The organism is Mesorhizobium sp. M8A.F.Ca.ET.218.01.1.1, from assembly GCF_004791165.1.
In the GTDB taxonomy this organism is placed as follows: Bacteria; Pseudomonadota; Alphaproteobacteria; order Rhizobiales; family Rhizobiaceae; genus Mesorhizobium.
Window position 1 is genome coordinate 1 of the sequence record NZ_SRUZ01000018.1, and the last position, 18,121, is coordinate 18,121.

General features: G+C 63.8%; 16 protein-coding genes. 10 read left to right on the forward strand and 6 right to left on the reverse strand.

Annotated elements, in window-relative coordinates:
- Positions 1–162 precede the first annotated feature (162 nt).
- The 4 genes from coaE to EN861_RS33930 form a co-directional block, all read right to left on the reverse strand.
- Positions 163–744 carry a dephospho-CoA kinase gene (gene coaE / locus EN861_RS33910; protein WP_135867797.1) on the reverse strand — a complete coding sequence of 194 codons (582 nt, stop codon included), beginning with the start codon at positions 742–744 and terminating at the stop codon, positions 163–165.
- Positions 741–1,583, reverse strand: coding sequence for a shikimate dehydrogenase (locus EN861_RS33915; protein WP_135867798.1), 843 nt, complete (start codon positions 1,581–1,583; stop codon positions 741–743). The genes coaE and EN861_RS33915 overlap by 4 nt, the downstream gene beginning before the upstream one ends.
- Positions 1,576–2,175: a Maf-like protein gene (locus tag EN861_RS33920; RefSeq protein WP_135867799.1), complete on the reverse strand. Its 600-nt coding sequence runs from the start codon at positions 2,173–2,175 to the stop codon at positions 1,576–1,578. Before EN861_RS33920 ends, EN861_RS33915 begins: the two co-directional genes overlap by 8 nt.
- A 288-nt stretch (positions 2,176–2,463) precedes the next feature.
- Positions 2,464–3,285 carry a pyruvate, water dikinase regulatory protein gene (locus tag EN861_RS33930; protein ID WP_127276242.1) on the reverse strand — a complete coding sequence of 274 codons (822 nt, stop codon included), beginning with the start codon at positions 3,283–3,285 and terminating at the stop codon, positions 2,464–2,466.
- Positions 3,286–3,689: 404 nt separating this feature from the next.
- Between EN861_RS33930 and hemE the strand changes: the two genes are divergently transcribed.
- The 3 genes from hemE to rho all read left to right on the forward strand — a co-directional run bounded on the left by hemE (position 3,690) and on the right by rho (position 6,689).
- On the forward strand, positions 3,690–4,721 hold the full coding sequence (gene hemE, locus EN861_RS33935; protein WP_135867800.1) for a uroporphyrinogen decarboxylase: 1,032 nt from the start codon (positions 3,690–3,692) through the stop codon (positions 4,719–4,721).
- Positions 4,721–5,257, forward strand: a complete 537-nt coding sequence (gene hemJ / locus EN861_RS33940; RefSeq protein ID WP_135867801.1) for a protoporphyrinogen oxidase HemJ — start codon at positions 4,721–4,723, stop codon at positions 5,255–5,257. The genes hemE and hemJ overlap by 1 nt, the downstream gene beginning before the upstream one ends.
- A gap of 166 nt (positions 5,258–5,423) precedes the next feature.
- Positions 5,424–6,689, forward strand: a complete 1,266-nt coding sequence (rho, locus tag EN861_RS33945; RefSeq protein ID WP_027145740.1) for a transcription termination factor Rho — start codon at positions 5,424–5,426, stop codon at positions 6,687–6,689.
- 80 nt (positions 6,690–6,769) lie between these two features.
- Here rho and EN861_RS33950 read toward each other — a convergent pair whose 3' ends face one another.
- Positions 6,770–8,788 (reverse strand): thioredoxin domain-containing protein, encoded by a 2,019-nt coding sequence (locus EN861_RS33950; RefSeq protein ID WP_135867802.1) that lies wholly within the window; start codon positions 8,786–8,788, stop codon positions 6,770–6,772.
- Positions 8,789–8,861: 73 nt separating this feature from the next.
- Here EN861_RS33950 and mnmE point away from each other — a divergent pair, with 73 nt between their 5' ends.
- The 7 genes from mnmE (at position 8,862) to EN861_RS33995 (ending at position 16,775) form a co-directional block, all read left to right on the forward strand.
- Entirely contained in the window at positions 8,862–10,190 is a 1,329-nt protein-coding gene (mnmE, locus tag EN861_RS33955) for a tRNA uridine-5-carboxymethylaminomethyl(34) synthesis GTPase MnmE (protein ID WP_135867803.1), read from the forward strand.
- A 200-nt stretch (positions 10,191–10,390) separates the two neighbouring features.
- Entirely contained in the window at positions 10,391–12,274 is a 1,884-nt protein-coding gene (gene mnmG / locus EN861_RS33960) for a tRNA uridine-5-carboxymethylaminomethyl(34) synthesis enzyme MnmG (protein WP_135867804.1), read from the forward strand.
- The gene (gene rsmG / locus EN861_RS33965; protein WP_135867805.1) at positions 12,271–12,903 is read left to right on the forward strand and encodes a 16S rRNA (guanine(527)-N(7))-methyltransferase RsmG; all 633 of its coding nucleotides are present in this window, start codon (positions 12,271–12,273) and stop codon (positions 12,901–12,903) included. Before mnmG ends, rsmG begins: the two co-directional genes overlap by 4 nt.
- 55 nt (positions 12,904–12,958) lie before the next feature.
- Complete coding sequence (locus EN861_RS33970) at positions 12,959–13,759, forward strand: ParA family protein (RefSeq protein ID WP_031251964.1); 801 nt, start codon at positions 12,959–12,961, stop codon at positions 13,757–13,759.
- Positions 13,760–13,826: 67 nt separating this feature from the next.
- Positions 13,827–14,711 carry a ParB/RepB/Spo0J family partition protein gene (locus tag EN861_RS33975; RefSeq protein WP_135867806.1) on the forward strand — a complete coding sequence of 295 codons (885 nt, stop codon included), beginning with the start codon at positions 13,827–13,829 and terminating at the stop codon, positions 14,709–14,711.
- Between the two features lie 615 nt (positions 14,712–15,326).
- Positions 15,327–15,953 (forward strand): DUF1326 domain-containing protein, encoded by a 627-nt coding sequence (locus tag EN861_RS33990; protein ID WP_127873596.1) that lies wholly within the window; start codon positions 15,327–15,329, stop codon positions 15,951–15,953.
- Positions 15,954–15,986: 33 nt separating this feature from the next.
- A complete protein-coding gene (locus tag EN861_RS33995; protein ID WP_127873597.1) occupies positions 15,987–16,775 on the forward strand; it encodes a DUF2182 domain-containing protein in 789 nt (262 codons plus the stop codon).
- 35 nt (positions 16,776–16,810) lie between these two features.
- Here EN861_RS33995 and holA read toward each other — a convergent pair whose 3' ends face one another.
- A complete protein-coding gene (holA, locus tag EN861_RS34000) occupies positions 16,811–17,854 on the reverse strand; it encodes a DNA polymerase III subunit delta (protein ID WP_135867808.1) in 1,044 nt (347 codons plus the stop codon).
- Positions 17,855–18,121 lie beyond the last annotated feature (267 nt).

Sequence of the window (18,121 nt, forward strand, 5' to 3'; positions counted from 1 at the left end):
GGTGCGTCCGCAATCCAGCCCAATGGGCTGAATTGCCGCCTGAAACTCCAAACCAGAACCCATTCCCGCTCAAAAAGCGGCGATCCGCTCCCCACAGCAATCTCTCAGCTAACTGCGCAACAGCCCCACAAGGGGAGAAGGAAAGGGCCTCAGCTGCCCCGCTTATCCCCGAAGTTCCGCAATGATCGCTGCAACAGCAGCACGCGCGGCGTCCAGCCCTTTACCGGTATCGATGACGAAATCGGCCAGCCGTCGCTTTTCGGCATCCGGCACCTGCTTGGCCAGGATCGACGCCAGTTTTTCCTCGCTCATGCCAGGCCGTGCCAGCACGCGCTGGCGCTGGACTTCAGCCGGCGCGGTGACGACGACGACCTTGTCGACCCGGCCACGGCCGCCGGTTTCGAACAGCAGCGGGATGTCGAGGACGGCGATCGATTCGCCCGCGTTACGATGCTTGGCCAGGAAGGCGTCGGCATCGGCGCGGACCAGCGGATGGATGATGGTTTCGAGCTTTTTCAAGGCCGCCGCGTCGCCGAGCACACGGGCGCCGAGTTTTGCGCGGTCGACGCTTCCGTCAGCGGTGGTGCCGGGAAAGGCGGCCTCGACCAGGGGGGCCGCCTTGCCGGCATAGAGGCGGTGCACCGTTTCGTCGGAATCATGCACCGGCACGCCGGCCTCGGCGAACATCTTGGCCGTGGTCGACTTGCCCATGCCGATCGAGCCGGTGAGGCCGAGCACGATCATGGTTTGCGCACCAGATCGGCAACGATGATCGCGCGGAGCTCCGCCGTCACCTTCGGCCTGACGCCGAACCAGCGTTCGAAGCCGGGCACCGCCTGGTTGAGTAGCATGCCGAGCCCGTCGACCGGCTTCAGCCCCCGTGCCCGCGCGGCGGCGAGCAGGGGGGTCTCGAGCGGCACGTAGACGATGTCGTTGACCACGGCATGGTCGGGAAGCAGCGTGGGGTCGGCGGGCAAACCCTCATTGCCCTGCATGCCCAGCGCGGTGGTGTTGACCAGCAGGCCGGCGTCGCCCAGCAATTCGGCGGTCGCGGCCACTTCGTGCGCCGAAACGCCGGCGCCAAAGCGGTCGCGCAATTCGATCGCTCGGGCGAGCGTGCGGTTGACGATGCGGATGTCTTTGAGGCCGCGCGTCTTCAGTGCGTGGATGACGGCGCGGGAGGCGCCGCCGGCACCCAGCACCACGGCCGGGCCCCTGGACGCCCAGCCCGGAGCGTAATCGTCGAGATTGGCGGCAAAGCCGTGGCCGTCGGTGTTGCCGCCCCACAAAGTGCCTTCCTCGAGCCACAGCGTGTTGACGGCACCGATTTCGTCCGCCGCGTGGTCGCGGCGCGCGACCCCGGCAAAGGCCGCCTCCTTGTGCGGGATGGTGACGTTGCCGCCGCGATAGCCATTGGCCTGCATGCTCGCCAGGAATTCGGCGAAATCCCGCGGCGCCACGTCGATCGCCTGGTAGCTGCCGTCAACGCCATGCTCGGCCAGCCAGTGACCGTGGATCATCGGCGAGCGCGAATGTTTTATCGGGTGGCCGGTAACGAAGGCCTTCCTCATTGCCTCAGCCATCGATGGCTCCCAGTGCGCGAAGCTCCGCCAGCAGCGCCAGCAGCGGCAGGCCGACAATGGTAAAATGGTCGCCTTCGATTTTTTCGAATAGCTGGATGCCTTCGCCCTCGATTTGATAGGCGCCGACGCTCGACAATGCCTTGGCGCCGACCCGGGCGAGATGGCGGCCGATGAAGGCGGGGTCGAGCTTGCGCATGGTCATCGAGGCGATGCCGACATGGCGCCACAGCACCTTGCCGTCGCGCACCAGCACGGCGGCGCTGTTCAACTGATGGGTCTTGCCCGACAGCGCCAGGAGATGGCGGCGCGCGCCTTCCATGTCGGCCGGCTTGTGGAACACCTCATCGCCGAGCGACAGCGTCTGGTCGCAGCCAAGCACCAGCGCGCCTGGCCGGCGTTCGCTGACTTCGGTGGCCTTGGCTTCGGCCAGCACCAGGGCGACGTCCTCGGGCGAGGCGCCGCTGTCCTGCAACGGCGCTTCCAGCGCCCGCTCGTCCAGCGTCGCGGGAACCGCCTCGATGTCGACGCCGGCATCGACCAGCATCGCCTTGCGGAACGGGCTGCCTGAGGCGAGGATGATTTTTTCGGTCATTTTTTGCACTCGGGCGCAGATACAAACGCGGTTGGCGTATGAGGAGCTTTACTCTGTAAGGTTGGCGCCGCCCCTCATTGTCCTGCCGGACATTTCTCCCCGTATAGAGACGGGGAGAAAGGGGCAGCTTCAGTGCAGCCGCTCTTTCCGGCAACGCCGGCGATTGGCGAAACCATCAACGGCAGCGCCCCTCTCCCCGTACTATACGGGGAGAGGATGCCGGCAGGCAGGTGAGGGGCGGCGCCGACCTCCGCTAAAGGTGACTCGGAAAACTCACTGTCCGCTCATCTATCTCGTCTTCCCCCGCAGGGCAACGATGGCCGCAGCCGTCTCCTCGATCGAGCGGCGGCTGACGTCGATCATCGGCCAGCCGTGGCGGGTGCAGATCTGGCGGGCGTAGGCGAGCTCCTCGTTGATGGCGGCGCGGTCGACATAGTCGGTCGACACGTAGGTGCTCGAATTGCCGAGGATGCGGTTCTGGCGCACATGCGAGATGCGCTCGGCGGTGGCGATCAATCCGACGATCAGCGGTGTCCTGGCGGTGACCAGGCTTTCGGGCACCGGCACGCCGAGCACGATCGGGATGTTGGCGGTCTTGATGCCGCGGTTGGCGAGATAGATGCTGGTCGGCGTCTTCGAGGTGCGGGATATGCCGATCAGCACGACATCGGCGTCATCCATGTTTGCCGGCAGCTGGCCGTCATCGTGGTCCATGGTGAAATTGAGCGCATCGATGCGGCGGAAATATTCGGCGTCGAGAACATGCTGGGCGCCGACGCGGCGGCCGGCCGGGGTGCCGAGATAGGACTGGAACACGGTGAGCACGGGTTCCAGCACGGACACGCAAGGCAGGCCCATGGCCGCGCAGCGTTCGTCGATGCCGCGCGCCAGCTTCTGGTCGACGACCGTGTAGAGGATGATGCCCGGCTCCTCCTCTATGTCCTCGAACACCTTGGCTATCTGCTTTTCGGTGCGGATGAGCGGGTAGATGTGCTCGATGGCGCGCGCATCCTTGTACTGCGCCGAAGCGGCGCGGCCGGCGGCGAGCAGCGTTTCCCCCGTGGCGTCGGAAATCAGATGCAGGTGGAAGAAGCTCTGGGGTTTGTTCACAGGGGTCACCTGGGGCTGTGGGCGGATGTGGATAAGGTTGGACAGGCGGGCGTACTGGCCAGAGGCGACTGTATCAGATGCCGGTTTGTCCACAATTCGATGCGCTGTCAGCTTCGCCGGACGGCTGGGGACAAGTTCGTGGACGAGACGTTTTGCCTTTCGCCTGTCCACAGGGGAGGCTTCGAGGGTGGTCGATCTAGCGCATTGACTCGCCTGCGAGATTCCTGATTGTCCCCAGAACCCTGCAAACCGCGATCGGGAGTGCGCGACAATATGCTTGCTGGCGTTTTGGCGGCCAAAGCGGGACAGGTGACAACCACCACAACCAACAGACTCTTATAATCAGAAGACTCTTTTAAAATAAGATATTTGATTAAGAGGAAGCCGGGAGAGGCGAGCGCTCGATGCCTGCAAGACGGATCATGCTGGATGTCCTGAAGGGCAAGGCGGTGTTTCCTCCTCCGCTCTGGATGATGCGCCAGGCCGGGCGCTATCTGCCGGAATATAGGGAAACGCGAAAGCGTGCCGGTTCCTTCCTGGATCTCTGCTACGACCCCGACCTTGCCGTCGAAGTGACGCTGCAGCCGATCGAGCGCTTCGGCTTCGACGCTTCGATCATGTTCTCGGACATCCTTGTCGTTCCCCATGCGCTTGGCCGCGACGTGCGCTTCGAGGAAGGGCGCGGGCCGCTGCTGACGCCGATTTCCGCGGCCGAGATCGCGGCGCTGGGAAGCGAGATGTTTCACGTGAATCTCGAGCCGGTCTACGAGACGGTTCGGAGGCTGCGGGCGAAATTGCCCGACGAGACGACGCTGATCGGCTTCTGCGGCGCGCCATGGACGGTGGCGACCTACATGATCGCCGGTCACGGTACGCCGGACCAGGCGCCGGCGCGGCTGTTCGCCTACCGCGAGCCGGCCGCGTTTCGGCAGCTGCTGAAAGTGCTCGCCGATCATTCGGCTTCCTACCTGATCCGCCAGATCGAGGCCGGTGCGGATGTCGTGCAGATCTTCGATTCCTGGTCGGGGGTGCTCGACGATGCCTCGTTCGAACAGTGCTGCGTCGAACCGGTGGCCGAAATCGTCAGGCAGGTTCGGGCCGTCCATCCCGACGTGCCCATCATCGGTTTTCCCAAGGGGGCAGGAGCGCGCTACCAGAGCTATCGCGCCAAGACCGGCGTGACCGGGCTCGGCATCGACTGGACGGTGCCGCTCGAGGCAGCGAAGGCGTTGCAGCGGCAAGGAGCGGTCCAGGGCAACCTCGATCCCTTGCGGCTGGTGGCCGGCGGGCAGGCGCTGGCCGATGGCGTCGAGGCGATCCTCAAGGCGTTGGGGGACGGGCCGCTGATCTTCAATCTCGGCCACGGCATCACCCCCGACACGCCGGTGGCGCATGTCGAGGCGATGGTGAAACAGGTCCGGAGCGCGGCACGCTGATGGCTGACAGAGATGACACCAACAGCACCGGCCAGGCGATGAAGCGCATGGCCGTCGGCATCGCAGTCCTGATCGTTCTCACCGCGCTTTTGTTTTTCTTCGCACCGGAAAGCTTCTATCCCTGGGCAAAGGCGATCCATATCCTCGCCGTCGTTTCCTGGATGGCCGGCATGCTCTATCTGCCGCGGCTGTTTGTCTATCACGTCGACGCGGAGAAGGGCTCCGTCCAATCCGAAACCTTCAAGGTGATGGAGCGGCGTCTGCTGCGCGGCATCATCAATCCGGCGATGATCCTCACCTGGGTGTTCGGGCTGTGGCTGGCCTGGAAGATCTTCGCGTTCCAGGGCGGCTGGCTGCATGCCAAGATCGGCCTGGTGCTGATTTTGTCTGGCATTCATGGCTATCTGGCCGCCGCGGTGCGCAAATTCGCCGAGGACCGCAACGAAAAACCGGCAAGGCACTGGCGGATCGTCAACGAGATCCCCACATTGCTGATGATCGCAATCGTGATCCTGGTCGTCGTGAAGCCCTTCTGAGGCTTCATCCGGCACCATCAAAAGGCGGCTTGCTCTTTCAGCCGACCGACGATACAAGACGGGTCTTCCTTCCCGTCATGCGCCGCCCCTCATTGCTTTCGGCCGCGCCCGGCATTTGTCGCATCCCGCCGATTTTTTTCCCCAAAGCCTACCCAGAGTCCGTCTAATGCAAGAAATGAAACTCACCGAGTTCAAGAACAAGAAGCCGCCAGAGCTGATCGCTTATGCCGAATCGCTCGAGGTCGAGAACGCCAGCGTCATGCGCAAGCAGGAACTGATGTTCGCGATCCTGAAGAAGCTCGCCGCCCAGGACATCGAAATCATCGGTGACGGTGTGGTCGAGGTGCTGCAGGACGGTTTCGGCTTCCTGCGCTCCGCCAATGCCAACTATTTGCCAGGTCCCGACGACATCTATATCTCGCCGTCGCAGATCCGGCGCTTTTCGCTGAAGACCGGCGATACGGTGGAAGGACCGATCCGCAGCCCGAAGGAGGGCGAGCGCTATTTCGCGCTGCTCAAGGTCAACACGATCAATTTCGACGATCCCGAAAAGATCCGCCACAAGATCCACTTCGATAATCTGACGCCGCTCTATCCGACCTCGCGGCTGAAGATGGAGGTCGACAATCCGCCCAGCAAGGACATATCGCCTCGCGTGATCGACCTGGTGGCGCCGATCGGCAAGGGCCAGCGCGCTTTGATCAACGCACAGCCGCGCACCGGCAAGACGGTGCTGTTGCAGAACATCGCGCACTCGATCACCGCCAATCATCCGGAATGCTATCTGATCGTGCTTCTGATCGACGAGCGACCGGAGGAAGTGACCGACATGCAGCGTTCGGTCAAAGGCGAGGTGATCTCCTCGACCTTCGACGAGCCGGCGGTGCGCCACGTCCAGGTCGCCGAAATGGTCATCGAGAAGGCCAAGCGCCTGGTCGAGCACGGCCGTGATGTGGTGATCCTGCTGGATTCGATCACTCGCCTCGGCCGCGCCTACAACACCGTCGTGCCGTCATCCGGCAAGGTGCTGACCGGTGGTGTCGACGCCAACGCGCTGCAGCGGCCGAAGCGCTTCTTCGGTGCCGCCCGCAACATCGAGGAAGGCGGCTCGCTGACCATCATCGCCACGGCGCTGATCGACACCGGCAGCCGCATGGACGAAGTCATCTTCGAAGAGTTCAAGGGCACCGGCAACTGCGAAATCCAGCTCGACCGCAAGGTGGCCGACAAGCGCATCTATCCGGCAATCGACATCCTGAAGTCCGGTACCCGCAAGGAAGACCTGCTGGTGTCGCGCCAGGACCTGCAGAAGATCTTCGTGCTGCGCCGTATCCTGGCGCCGATGGGAACCACCGACGCGATCGAATTCCTGATCGACAAGCTGAAGCAGACCAAGACCAATGGCGATTTCTTCGATTCGATGAACACTTGAGTTCGGAGGGGGTTCGCCCCCTCCTCTTCGTTCTCGGATCTGCGCCGTGTCCGCTTCCTGCCCTATCATCTCGCGGCGAGTTAGGGTCGCCGCAGCAATCCTTCCAGCTCATCCGGATCCGTAACCACCGGCAGGCAGACCTGGCCGGTGCAGAACCAGGCGCCGCGCCGGTTGGTCGGCGGCAGGATTCCGCCGGGCAGCAGGGGTCGATTCGCCGCCGTACCGATCGGCACGACGATATCGACGCGACGCGGATCGGGATTTCGATTCGCGACCGGAATGAGCTTCGGATCGTCCGGCCCATCGACGATGACCAGTTTCAGCGGCTCGATGGCAAGCGCGCAGGCATTGACGATGCCCGTCTGGCCATAGGCCTGATGCGCGGCGCGGCCGGCGGCGTGCTCGGCGGTTTTCCACGCCTTCTCCTGCAAGTCGAGATTGCCGGTGAGGGAGGCGAGCCGGAGCTGCGCCTCGATGATCTGGCTGGTGGCCGACGGAATGGCCTCGTCGACATCCCCCCTGATGCGGATCGGCACGTCGGTGCTGTCCGAGGCCGTCAGATAGTAGCCCGCCCCTTCGGCGTCGGCGTGCCAACGGTCCAGTTGTTCGAGGAACTGGCTGGCCTTTTCGACATAATTCCAATCGCCCGTGGCTTCGAACAGCGAGATCGCGGCGTTGGTCATAGCGGCATAGTCGCTCGACAGAGCGGGAAACAATTTCCGGGCGCCGAGCATGGAATGCGGCAAGCGATTGTCGCGGCTGGCGGCGCTGACATGGGCAAAGGCCTTTGCCGCCGCCTCGACCCAATCCGGGCGGGCCAGCGAGCGGCCAGCTTCGGCGAGGGCGGCGATCATCAGGCCGTTCCAGTCGGTAAGGGTCTTTGCATCCAGGCCCGGCCTGACGCGTTCTTCCCGCACAGCGAGAAGCCTTGCCTTGAGCGGCACCAACTGGTCCCGGTCCCCCACACCAAGCGCTTGCTGGGAGAGGGTCTGGTGGACCACTGGCTTGCCTTCCCAACCGGGCGGGCTGGAAAGCGTGAAGTATTTGAAAAACAAAGCTGAATCGCCGCCAAGGACGGATTCGATCTCTTCCCTGCTCCAGGTGTAGAACAGCCCTTCCTCGCCATCGCTGTCGGCGTCGAGACTGGCGGCAAAGGCGCCGCCGTCGACCCGCATTTCGCGCAGCAGCCAATCGACCGTGTCTTCGATTCGTATCCGGAACAGATTGTTGCCGGTTGCCGCGTGAGCCCAGTTGCAGAGACGGATGAGTTGGGCGTTGTCGTAGAGCATCTTCTCGAAATGCGGCACCAGCCATTCGGCGTCCGTCGAATAGCGGCTGAGCCCGCCGCCGATGTGATCGTAGATGCCGCCGCTCAGCATATGTTCGAGGCTGGTGAGAACGTCGTCACGATGCGCGGCATTGCCGTCGCGCAGCCAGGACAGCCACAACGTTTGCATGAACGGCGCGTTCGGGAATTTCGGCGCGCCGGCGAGGCCGCCGCGGTCGCGGTCGACCATGCCGCCGATGCGGCCGGCAAGGTCGGACAGCGTATCGCGATCGAGAAGCGCCTTGGCATGCGTGGCCGAGAGCCGCGCCTCGACATGGGAGGTCAGGCCATCGGCGCTCTGGTGCAGGCTCGCCCGCTTGTCGCGCCAGGCCTTGTCGACCGCTTCCATCACCTGGATGAATCCCGGACGGCCATAACGCGGCTCGCGCGGAAAATAGGTGCCGCCCCAGAACGGCTTGCCGTCCGGCGTAAGGAACATGGTCAGCGGCCAGCCGCCCTGCTCGCCCATTGAGGACAGGGCCGCCATGTAGATCTGGTCGATGTCGGGGCGCTCCTCGCGGTCGACCTTGATATTGACGAACAGACGGTTCATGACGGCGGCGACGTCGTCATTCTCGAAGCTTTCATGGGCCATGACATGGCACCAGTGGCAGGCGGCATAGCCGATGGAGAGCAGGATAGGCCTGTCCAGCGCCTTTGCTTCTTCCAGCGATGCCGGCGACCATCCCCGCCAGTGCACGGGATTGCCGCTGTGCTGCTGCAGATAGGGGCTGGCCTCGTCGGCAAGCAGGTTTCGCGCGGGCAAAGTCACAAGGGCAAAACTTTCGGGGCAATCCGGGGGCGGTGATGAGGCGGAAGCTAGGGCGGTTCGGTAGAGCGGGCAAATGATTTCAGGCGAATCGATCGTGGCGCTGTCGAGCGGCCGGCTCCCCGCCGGTGTCGCGGTGCTGCGCATATCCGGCCCAAGGACTCGATTCGTTATCGAAACGATCGCCGGCGGCATGGTTAAGGAGCGGAGCGCGGTTCTGCGCAGGTTCAAGGCGGCGGATGGGACGCTGCTCGACAGCGGTTTGGTTCTCTTCTTCCCCGGGCCCGCGAGCTTCACCGGTGAGGATGTCGCCGAGTTTCATGTTCATGGCGGCCGCGCCGTGGTGGCCAGGATGCTGGAGACGATCGCTGGCTTTGACGGCGTCAGGCATGCCGAACCTGGAGAATTCACGCGCCGCGCGTTCCTCAATGGCAAGGTCGACCTGGTCGAGACCGAGGCGCTGGCCGACCTCGTCAACGCCGAGACGGAAGCGCAGCGGCGTTTTGCTATCCAAAATGCCGAAGGCGCGCAGCGCGAGCTCTACCTCAATTGGCGTCGGCGCCTGATCCATGCGCGGGCGATGATCGAGGCGGAGATCGACTTCGCCGATGAGGATGACGTACCGGGTTCCGTTTCGGATACGGTTTGGTCAGACGTGCGGTCGATGATGTCGGAAATTGACCGCCATATAGCGGGATTCCACGCCGCCGAAATCATCCGCGACGGCTTCGAAGTCGTCATCCTCGGCGCGCCCAATGCCGGCAAGTCCAGCCTGTTCAATGCCTTGGCGCGGCGCGATGCGGCTATTGTAACGGATGAACCCGGCACCACCCGCGACCTGCTGGAGGTGGTGCTGGACCTCGAAGGCCTGCGTGTCAGGCTGACCGATACGGCCGGGTTGCGGGATGCGCCGGGGAAGGTCGAGGCGATTGGCATAGAGAAGGCGAAAGCCAAGGCGGATCGCGCCGATCTCGTGCTGTTGCTCGAGGACGCCGCCAACCCAAGGGATGCGGGTCCGCTGACAGTGACGGCGCCGGCATTGCGCGTTGGCACCAAGCTTGATCTGCTTGACAGCGAAGCGGCTCACAATGGGGTTCGGCGCTATGAGTTTGGCATATCGGTGGTCGACGGGACGGGCGTGGACGGATTGCTTGCGGAGATCGGGCGCCGCGCCAGTCAGGCAGCGGGCGGCGCCGGCGACGTGCTGCCGTCGCGGCTACGCCATGTCGAGTTGCTCAATGCCGCGAACCGGCATCTGCACCGCGCCGCCGATGAGCGCTGCGCCCAGGAATTGCGCGCCGAAGAACTGCGCCTGGCAGCCGATCGGCTGGGGCGAATCGTGGGCGCGGTGGACGTCGAAGACTTGCTCGATGTGATCTTTTCCCAGTTTTGCATTGGAAAATGACTCACGTGAAACATGCGCGCAGGCTACCAGAGACTCCGACTGACTCACGTGAAACAGTCTTGGGGCCGTGATTCACGTGAAACGCGGACAGAAGCAGCCTTTCCCTGTTTCACGTGAAACGTCGCGCGGAAGTTTTCTTGACAGCATGGCCTCGCAGGGACATGTGTCGCTCATCTCATTGAGTCCGGGACCTATGTAAAATGACCGATCACTATGATGTGGTTGTGGTGGGCGGCGGCCATGCCGGTTGCGAGGCTGCCAGCGCGGCCGCGCGCGCCGGCGCCAGCACCGCTCTGGTATCGCTGCGTTTCGATACGATCGGCGTCATGTCGTGCAACCCGGCGATCGGCGGTCTCGGCAAGGGGCATCTGGTGCGCGAGATCGACGCGATGGACGGGCTGATGGGCCGCGTGGCGGATGCCGCCGGGATCCAGTTCCGTCTGCTCAACCGCCGCAAGGGCCCGGCGGTGCGTGGTCCGCGCACGCAGGCCGACAGGAAGCTCTATAGTCTGGCCATGCAGGAAGCGATTCGGCAGCAGAACGATCTCGACGTCGTCGAGGGTGAAGTTCTCGATTTCGAAATATCCGATGGAAAGATCGCCGCGGTTGTCCTGGCGGACGGCCGCCGACTTGCCTGCGGCGCCGTGGTGCTGACGACAGGAACCTTCCTGCGCGGGCTCATCCACATCGGCGAGAAGAAGATCGTCGCCGGCCGCATAAACGAGAAGGCCAGCATGGGATTGTCGGCGACGATGGACCGCGCCGGGTTCAAGCTCGGGCGGCTCAAGACCGGCACGCCACCGCGGCTCGATGGGCGGACCATCGACTGGGCATCGCTCGACAGCCAGGCGGCGGACGAGCATCCCGTGCCGTTCTCCCTGATGACCGACCGCATCGTCACACCGCAGATCGATTGCGGCATTACCCGCACGACGACGGCGACGCATGAACTGATCCGCGCCAATCTTGGCCGTTCGGCGATGTATTCCGGCTCGATCGAAGGCGTCGGGCCGCGCTATTGCCCGTCGATCGAGGACAAGATCGTCAAGTTCGGCGATCGGGACGGGCACCAGATCTTTCTCGAGCCGGAAGGGCTCGACGACCACACTGTCTATCCCAACGGGATTTCGACCTCGCTGCCGGAAGACGTTCAGCTCGATATCCTCAAGACCATTCCGGGGCTGGAGCGTGCGGTCATGCTGCAGCCCGGCTATGCCATAGAATATGACCACGTCGATCCGCGCGAACTGCATCAGACACTGGAGACCAAGCGCGTCGCCGGGCTCTTTCTCGCCGGGCAGATCAACGGCACGACCGGCTATGAAGAGGCGGCTGGACAGGGCCTGCTCGCCGGCCTCAATGCCGCGCAGCGCGCCGGAGGGGTCAAGCAGGTCGTCCTCAGCCGCACCCAGGCCTATATCGGCGTGATGGTCGACGATTTGACCAGCCGCGGCATCAGCGAACCCTATCGGATGTTCACCTCGCGGGCCGAGTTCCGGCTGTCGCTGCGCGCCGACAACGCCGATGAGCGGCTGACCCCGCTGGCCGACAAGCTTGGGATCGCCTCGGCGCGACGGATGCAGCGTTATGCCGATGTCATGCGGCGGCTCGACGAAGCGCGCCAGCTGGCGCTTTCGCTGACCATGACGCCGAACGAGGCGGCACGGCACGGTCTGGAGATCAACCGCGACGGCGTGCGTCGGTCTGGCTTTGAACTCCTGGCCTATCCCGGCGTCGACGTGGCCTGGCTGGCCAGGGTCGAGCCGAAGTTTCACGACATCGACGCCAAGACCGCCGAGCGTCTCGAAACGGAAGCAAAATATTCGGTCTATCTCGATCGCCAGAGCACGGATGTCGCGCAGATCCGGCATGAAGAGAGCCGGCTGATCCCGGAGACGGTCGATTTCGCCGGCGTGCCCGGACTGTCCAATGAGCTGAAGCAGAAGATGCAGGCGCGGCGGCCGCGCTCCATCGCGGATGCCCAGCGCATGGAAGGGATGACGCCGGCAGCGCTGGCGATCATCGTCGCGCATGTCCGCCATTGGGAATCAGCACAAAAGGCCGAGCAGAGGGACGTTGCGTGAGCTCGTTTTCCCTGAAGAGCCTGCAGGACGCCGCCGGCCCGGTTTCACGTGAAACATTCGAGCGCCTGGTGGCGTTCGAAGACATGTTCCAGAAATGGAATCGCAGCATCAATCTCGTGGCACAGTCGACCGCGGCCGATGTCTGGCAGCGCCACATACTGGACAGCGCCCAGCTCGCACGGATAGAGCTTGAAGCCAGGCATTGGGTCGACATCGGTTCCGGTGGCGGCTTTCCTGGGCTTATCATGGCCTTTCTGCTCGCCGAGCGCCCGGGGGCCAGCATCGATCTGGTCGAAAGCAACCGCAAGAAGGCCTCTTTCCTGCAGACCGTCATCGGTCAATTCGGCTTGCCGGCGCGCGTCGTGGCGCGCCGTATCGAGGACAGCCATGTGCTTGTTTCTAAGCCGCAAATCGTCACGGCGCGGGCGCTGGCTTCGCTTCCGGTCCTGCTCGACCTGTCCGCGCCATGGCTGACCTCGGGCGCGCGCGGATTGTTCCACAAAGGCCGGGATTACCGCGCCGAAGTGCAAGAAAGCGTTAACCGGTGGACCTTCGATCTGGTAGAACATCCGAGCGTGACCGACGCCAGCGGCGTCATCCTCGAATTGTCCAATGTGCGGCCTGTCTGAACCGAGACCGGCCTGATTATTCGGCGACCCAAAGATGAATTTCTGGCATAAGCCCATGATGAAGAACGGCCCTCGAATCATCACCGTAGCCAACCAGAAGGGCGGTGTCGGCAAGACGACCACCGCCATCAACCTGGCCACCGCGCTGGCGGCGATCGGTGAGAAAGTGCTGATCGTCGACCTCGACCCGCAAGGCAATGCAAGCACCGGCCTCGGCATCGACCGCAAGGACCGGACGGTCTCGTCCTATGATGTGCTGACGGGCGAACTGGACCTGGAAGCCGCGGCCATTCCGACCGCGGTGCCCGGCCTGTCGATCGTGCCCTCGACGCTCGACCTGCTCGGCATCGAGATGGAGATCGCATCGGCGCCCGACCGGGTCCTCAAGCTGCGCAATGCGCTGCGTGCCGCGACCGAGCGCGGGGCGCCCTTCGGCTATGTGCTGATCGACTGCCCACCCTCGCTCAATCTTTTGACCTTGAATTCCATGGCGGCGGCCGACTCCGTTCTCGTGCCGCTGCAATGCGAGTTCTTCGCGCTGGAAGGCCTCAGCCAGTTGCTCGAAACCGTCGAACAGGTGCGCCGCTCGATCAATCCGGATCTCACCATCCAGGGCATCGTGCTGACCATGTATGACGGCCGCAACAACCTCGCCAACCAGGTGGTGCAGGACGTGCGCGAGCATATGGGCGATAAGGTCTATGAGACCATCATACCGCGCAATGTGCGCGTGTCCGAAGCGCCGTCCTATGGCAAGCCGGCGATCCTCTACGACCTGAAATGCTCTGGCAGCCAGGCCTATCTGCAGCTGGCCTCCGAAGTGATCCGCCGCGAGCGTAAATTGCGCGCCGCTTGATTAGGCCAGATGCATAATCAACAGCCGATTCGATACCGAAACGATTCGAAATAGACGTGGAATAAAGATGAACGAAGATCTCTCGAGGAAAAGACTGGGTCGCGGGCTGGCAGCTTTGATCGGTGAGATCGACCGCCCGGCCGCACCGGAAAAACCGGGCATGAGCGCCGATGGCAAGGTGCCGATCGAGTTCATCAGCGCCAATCCGAAAAATCCGCGCCGGCATTTCGGCGATGCCGAACTGACCGACCTCGCCCAGTCGATCCGCGAGCATGGCGTCGTGCAGCCGGTCGTGGCGCGGCCGTCGCCCACCCAGGCGGGCCGCTACGAGATCATCGCCGGCGAGCGCCGCTGGCGGGCGGCGCAGCGCGCCGGGCTGACCGAGATCCCGGTCATCATCCGCGATGTCAACGACCGCACGGCGCTGGAACTGGCGATCATCGAGAACGTCCAGCGCGCCGACCTCAATCCGGTCGAAGAGGCGCAGGGTTACCAGCAGCTCATCGACGACCATGGCTACACCCAGGCTGATCTCGGCCAGGTGATCGGCAAGAGCCGCAGCCATGTGGCCAACACTTTGAGATTGTTGAAGCTGCCCGACGTGATCCGCGACATGCTGGTCGACGGCGCGCTGTCGGCCGGCCACGCCCGCACGCTGGTGACGGCCGAGGACCCGGCGGGCCTTGCCAAGCGCATCGTCGAGGAAGGCCTTTCCGTGCGCCAGGCCGAAGCGCTGGCGCAGATGCCGGCGGGCACACCTTCCAACGCCGCCAAGCCCGCCGCGCCGGCCGCCGAAAAGGACGCCGACACGTTGGCGCTGGAAAAGCTGCTCACCGACACGACCGGCATGATCGTCACGGTCGACCACAAGGGCAAGGGCGGGGTGTTGCGGGTTGCGTATCGGAGCCTGGAGCAGCTGGACGAGCTGTGCCGGAGGCTGAAGCAGGATTAGAGGTGGCCCGGTGATTCACTGGACTACCAATCCGTTCTGACTGTTGTTTCCACGCAGTTAGAGCAATTCCAGGAAAAGTGCGTAGCGGTTTTCCCGGGAGAAGCGCATAGCGCTTCCCCTTGGGAATCGCGTAAAAACAAGAAGTTAGAGCGAGATGCCGCGACAAACCTTTCCCGGGATGCTTGGTATTTAGCCGGCGAATGTTTCGCGCGGTTCTCCCTTCTCCCCTTGTGGGAGAAGGTGTCGCCGAAGGCGACGGATGAGGGGTGCTCCAGGGAACGCCAACGTATCACTCCGCTGGAACACCCCTCATCCGTCTCGGCGCTACGCGCCGATCCACCTTCTCCCACAGGGGGAGAAGGAATAGGGCGCCTACCACTGCCCCAGCCTCGCGCTCTCCACGGCGATCCCCTGCAACGCCTCTCGCCAGCCCTGGCGCTCGCGGCTTGACAGTGCCGGGCAACGGTATAACCTCAATTAGAGATGGCTTAAATTATCTGCCCTAGCGTGCCGGTCAGCCGCGGCGAGGGCTGTCTGCCATTCCTACATGCCCATGAATGGCATCGCCTCGCCAAAACGATATGCCGACGCGCCTGACGCAAACGGGAGGTGCAAATGGCAGTCCGTTGGCAATTGTCCGGAAGTTACTTCGAAAATTGTAGCTGCGATGTCGTGTGTCCTTGCCTGCTGTCCACCAACGCGCAGCTGACATCGAAGCCGACGAGAGGCGTTTGCGACGTTGGTTTGGTCTTTCACATCGATACCGGCAATTACGGCGACGTTCGATTGGATGGGCTGAGCGTCGCGATGGTTGCTCACACGCCGGGTCCGATGGCAAACGGCGACTGGACGGCCGCCGCCTATATCGACGAACGGGCCGATGACGGGCAAACAGAGGCGCTAGGTGCCATCTTCACTGGCGCGGCCGGCGGCCCCATGGCGGTATTGGCACCCATGATCGGCACGAACCTCGGCGCCAAGAAGGTGCCGATAAGCTACCGGATAGACGGCAACAAGCGGTCGGCGGAGATTGCGGGCATCATGCGGATGGCTGTCGAGCCACTGCCGACAATGCGCGAGGATGGGCAGATGTGGGCGGCCACCGGCCATCCTGTCAATCCCGACTGGCTCGCCATGGCGATGGGGGCGGAAGGCAGCACATTCAGCGACCATGGCATGAGCTGGGACAATTCCCGCCGAAACGGACATTACGCCCCGATCAACTGGTCTGGCCAGCAGTAGAAGCTGGCCGCATGGTACGGAACGTACTTGTCCATGGCGCCGACGTTCCAGCGATACATCATTCTCGCGCTGCTGATCTCCATCGCCGCGGCGGCGTGGATCCTGCTCGTCTGGCAGCAGATGGGCATGGACGCGGACATGCGCATGGAAATATACTCACTCACCATGGGCATGAGGGCGCCGCTGTTCCTTGCCGTTTGGATGATCATGATGATCGCCATGATGTTTCCGACGGCCGCGCCCATGATCCTGACCTTTCACACGGTCCAGGCCGGCAAACGGGGCCGCGGCGAGACCTTTGTCTCGAGCTGGGTGTTCGTGGCCGGGTACATGCTGGTTTGGGGCGTGATGGGCGTTATCGCCTTTGCCGGCGCGGCGGGTGCGGAGATGCTTGCCGGACATGTGGGATTGTCCACGGCGACGGCCGCGCGCATCGGCGGCGCGCTGCTGATGGTTGCCGGCGCCTATCAACTCTCCCCGCTGAAGGATCTGTGTCTGGCCAAATGCCGCACGCCGATCGGCTTCATCCTGACCTCATGGCGCGACGGTTACTGGGGCGCGGTTCGCATGGGCCTGGAGCACGGACTTTTCTGCCTGGGCTGCTGCTGGCTCTTGTTTCTCGCCCTCTTTCCTCTCGGGATCATGAACGTCGCCGCGATGGCCGTGGTCACCTTGCTGGTCCTTGCGGAAAAGACCCTTCCGGCAGGAGATCGGATCGCAAAGATGTCGGGTGTCGCTCTGCTCCTTTATGGCGCGGCGGTGCTGGTCTTTCCACAGGCGCTGCCAACCTTTCAGCCGGTGGGCGCCATGAGCATGAATTAACCAGCGCTCGGCACCGAAAAGGGGAGATCGCTCTGCTACCTTTGCGCCAGCCGCGCGCTTTCCACCGCGATCCCCAGCAGCGCCTGCCGAGCCAGCGCCACCGACAGGTCCGGCCGGCGCCGCGTCTGCAGCACGGCTGACTGCAGGCGGTTCAGCGCGCGGCCGAGCGCTTCGCTGTTCCAGCGCTCCAGCGTCTTTTCCACCAGCTTGCGCCTGGAGAAAAAGACCGGCGGGCGGGCGGCGGCGACGACGGAAGCGGCGTTGCGGCCGCCGGTCTCCATCTGGCCGCGCATGACCTGGATCTGCTGTAACTGCCGCATCGCCGAGGACAGCACCAGGAAAGGCGGGCCGCCACCGTGGCAATGGCGGGTGAAGGCGGTGTCGAAGTCGCCGACCTTGCCTTCGAGCAGCGCGTCGACGGCGTCGTCGAACGAGGCGCCGGACACGTCGCCGGACATGGCTCGCACCTCTTCCAGCCCGATTTCCCTCTGGCCGTGGGCGTAGAGGGCGAGTTTTTCGATCTCGCCGCGCGAGGCCAGCCGGTCGCCGCCGAGATTGCGGCGCAGCGCTTGCCTCGCCTCAAGCGTCATCGACATGCCGGCCTTGCGCAGCTCGTCGTCGATGACGGTGTCGATGTCGCGGGCCTCATCGGCGTAGCAGGGCAAGGCCATGGCATTGTCGGCGCCCTCGACCACCGCGCGCAGCCCGACGCCTTTCTTCAAATCGCCGGCCTCGATCAGGATGATGGCGTCCCTCGCCGGCTCCGCCGTCAGCGCCTTGACGTCGTCGGCCAGCGCCTTTTGTCCGGTGGCGTTGCGCACCCAGAGCAGCCGCCGGTCGGAAAACATCGGTACGGTGCGGGCCTCGTCGAGCAGGCGGCCCTCGTCGCGGTCGACCTCCGAACCCTCGAGCCTGACCACCGAGAACGGATCGTCGAGCGGCAGGCCGGTCTTCCCGGCAAAGGCCTTCGCCCGCTCCGAGACAAGGCCGCGATCGGGGCCATAGAGCAGGACGATCGAGATGCGCGGATCAGGCCGCGCGAGCCAACCGTCGACCTCGAATGCTTTCTTCTGTGCCATGCAGGGTGGTTAGCATGATGCGGGGAGGGAGTGAACGGCGATCCGCACCGAGCGCTCTTTCCCTTCTCCCCTTGTGGGAGAAGGTGTCGCCGAAGGCGACGGATGAGGGGTGTTCCAGCGGAGTGAGGCGTTGGTGTTTCCTGGAACACCCCTTGTGTGTTTGGAATCGTGCATTGTTGAGGGTGCCACGGACCAGGTGCTTGCCTGATCCGTGGCGGCGGTCGAGAGCCCGTCACCCCTCAGGTGGCTTAAACCGTGGATGAGCTG

What these genes read in the sequence shown, in the direction of transcription:
- coaE (WP_135867797.1), bottom strand. Translation starts at nt 744, where the DNA reads ATGATCGTGCTCGGCCTCACCGGCTCGATCGGCATGGGCAAGTCGACC.
- EN861_RS33915 (WP_135867798.1), bottom strand. Translation starts at nt 1,583, where the DNA reads ATGGCTGAGGCAATGAGGAAGGCCTTCGTTACCGGCCACCCGATAAAA.
- EN861_RS33920 (WP_135867799.1), bottom strand. Translation starts at nt 2,175, where the DNA reads ATGACCGAAAAAATCATCCTCGCCTCAGGCAGCCCGTTCCGCAAGGCG.
- hemE (WP_135867800.1), top strand. Translation starts at nt 3,690, where the DNA reads ATGCCTGCAAGACGGATCATGCTGGATGTCCTGAAGGGCAAGGCGGTG.
- hemJ (WP_135867801.1), top strand. Translation starts at nt 4,721, where the DNA reads ATGGCTGACAGAGATGACACCAACAGCACCGGCCAGGCGATGAAGCGC.
- rho (WP_027145740.1), top strand. Translation starts at nt 5,424, where the DNA reads ATGCAAGAAATGAAACTCACCGAGTTCAAGAACAAGAAGCCGCCAGAG.
- mnmE (WP_135867803.1), top strand. Translation starts at nt 8,862, where the DNA reads ATGATTTCAGGCGAATCGATCGTGGCGCTGTCGAGCGGCCGGCTCCCC.
- mnmG (WP_135867804.1), top strand. Translation starts at nt 10,391, where the DNA reads ATGACCGATCACTATGATGTGGTTGTGGTGGGCGGCGGCCATGCCGGT.
- EN861_RS33970 (WP_031251964.1), top strand. Translation starts at nt 12,959, where the DNA reads ATGATGAAGAACGGCCCTCGAATCATCACCGTAGCCAACCAGAAGGGC.
- EN861_RS33975 (WP_135867806.1), top strand. Translation starts at nt 13,827, where the DNA reads ATGAACGAAGATCTCTCGAGGAAAAGACTGGGTCGCGGGCTGGCAGCT.
- EN861_RS33990 (WP_127873596.1), top strand. Translation starts at nt 15,327, where the DNA reads ATGGCAGTCCGTTGGCAATTGTCCGGAAGTTACTTCGAAAATTGTAGC.
- EN861_RS33995 (WP_127873597.1), top strand. Translation starts at nt 15,987, where the DNA reads ATGGCGCCGACGTTCCAGCGATACATCATTCTCGCGCTGCTGATCTCC.
- holA (WP_135867808.1), bottom strand. Translation starts at nt 17,854, where the DNA reads ATGGCACAGAAGAAAGCATTCGAGGTCGACGGTTGGCTCGCGCGGCCT.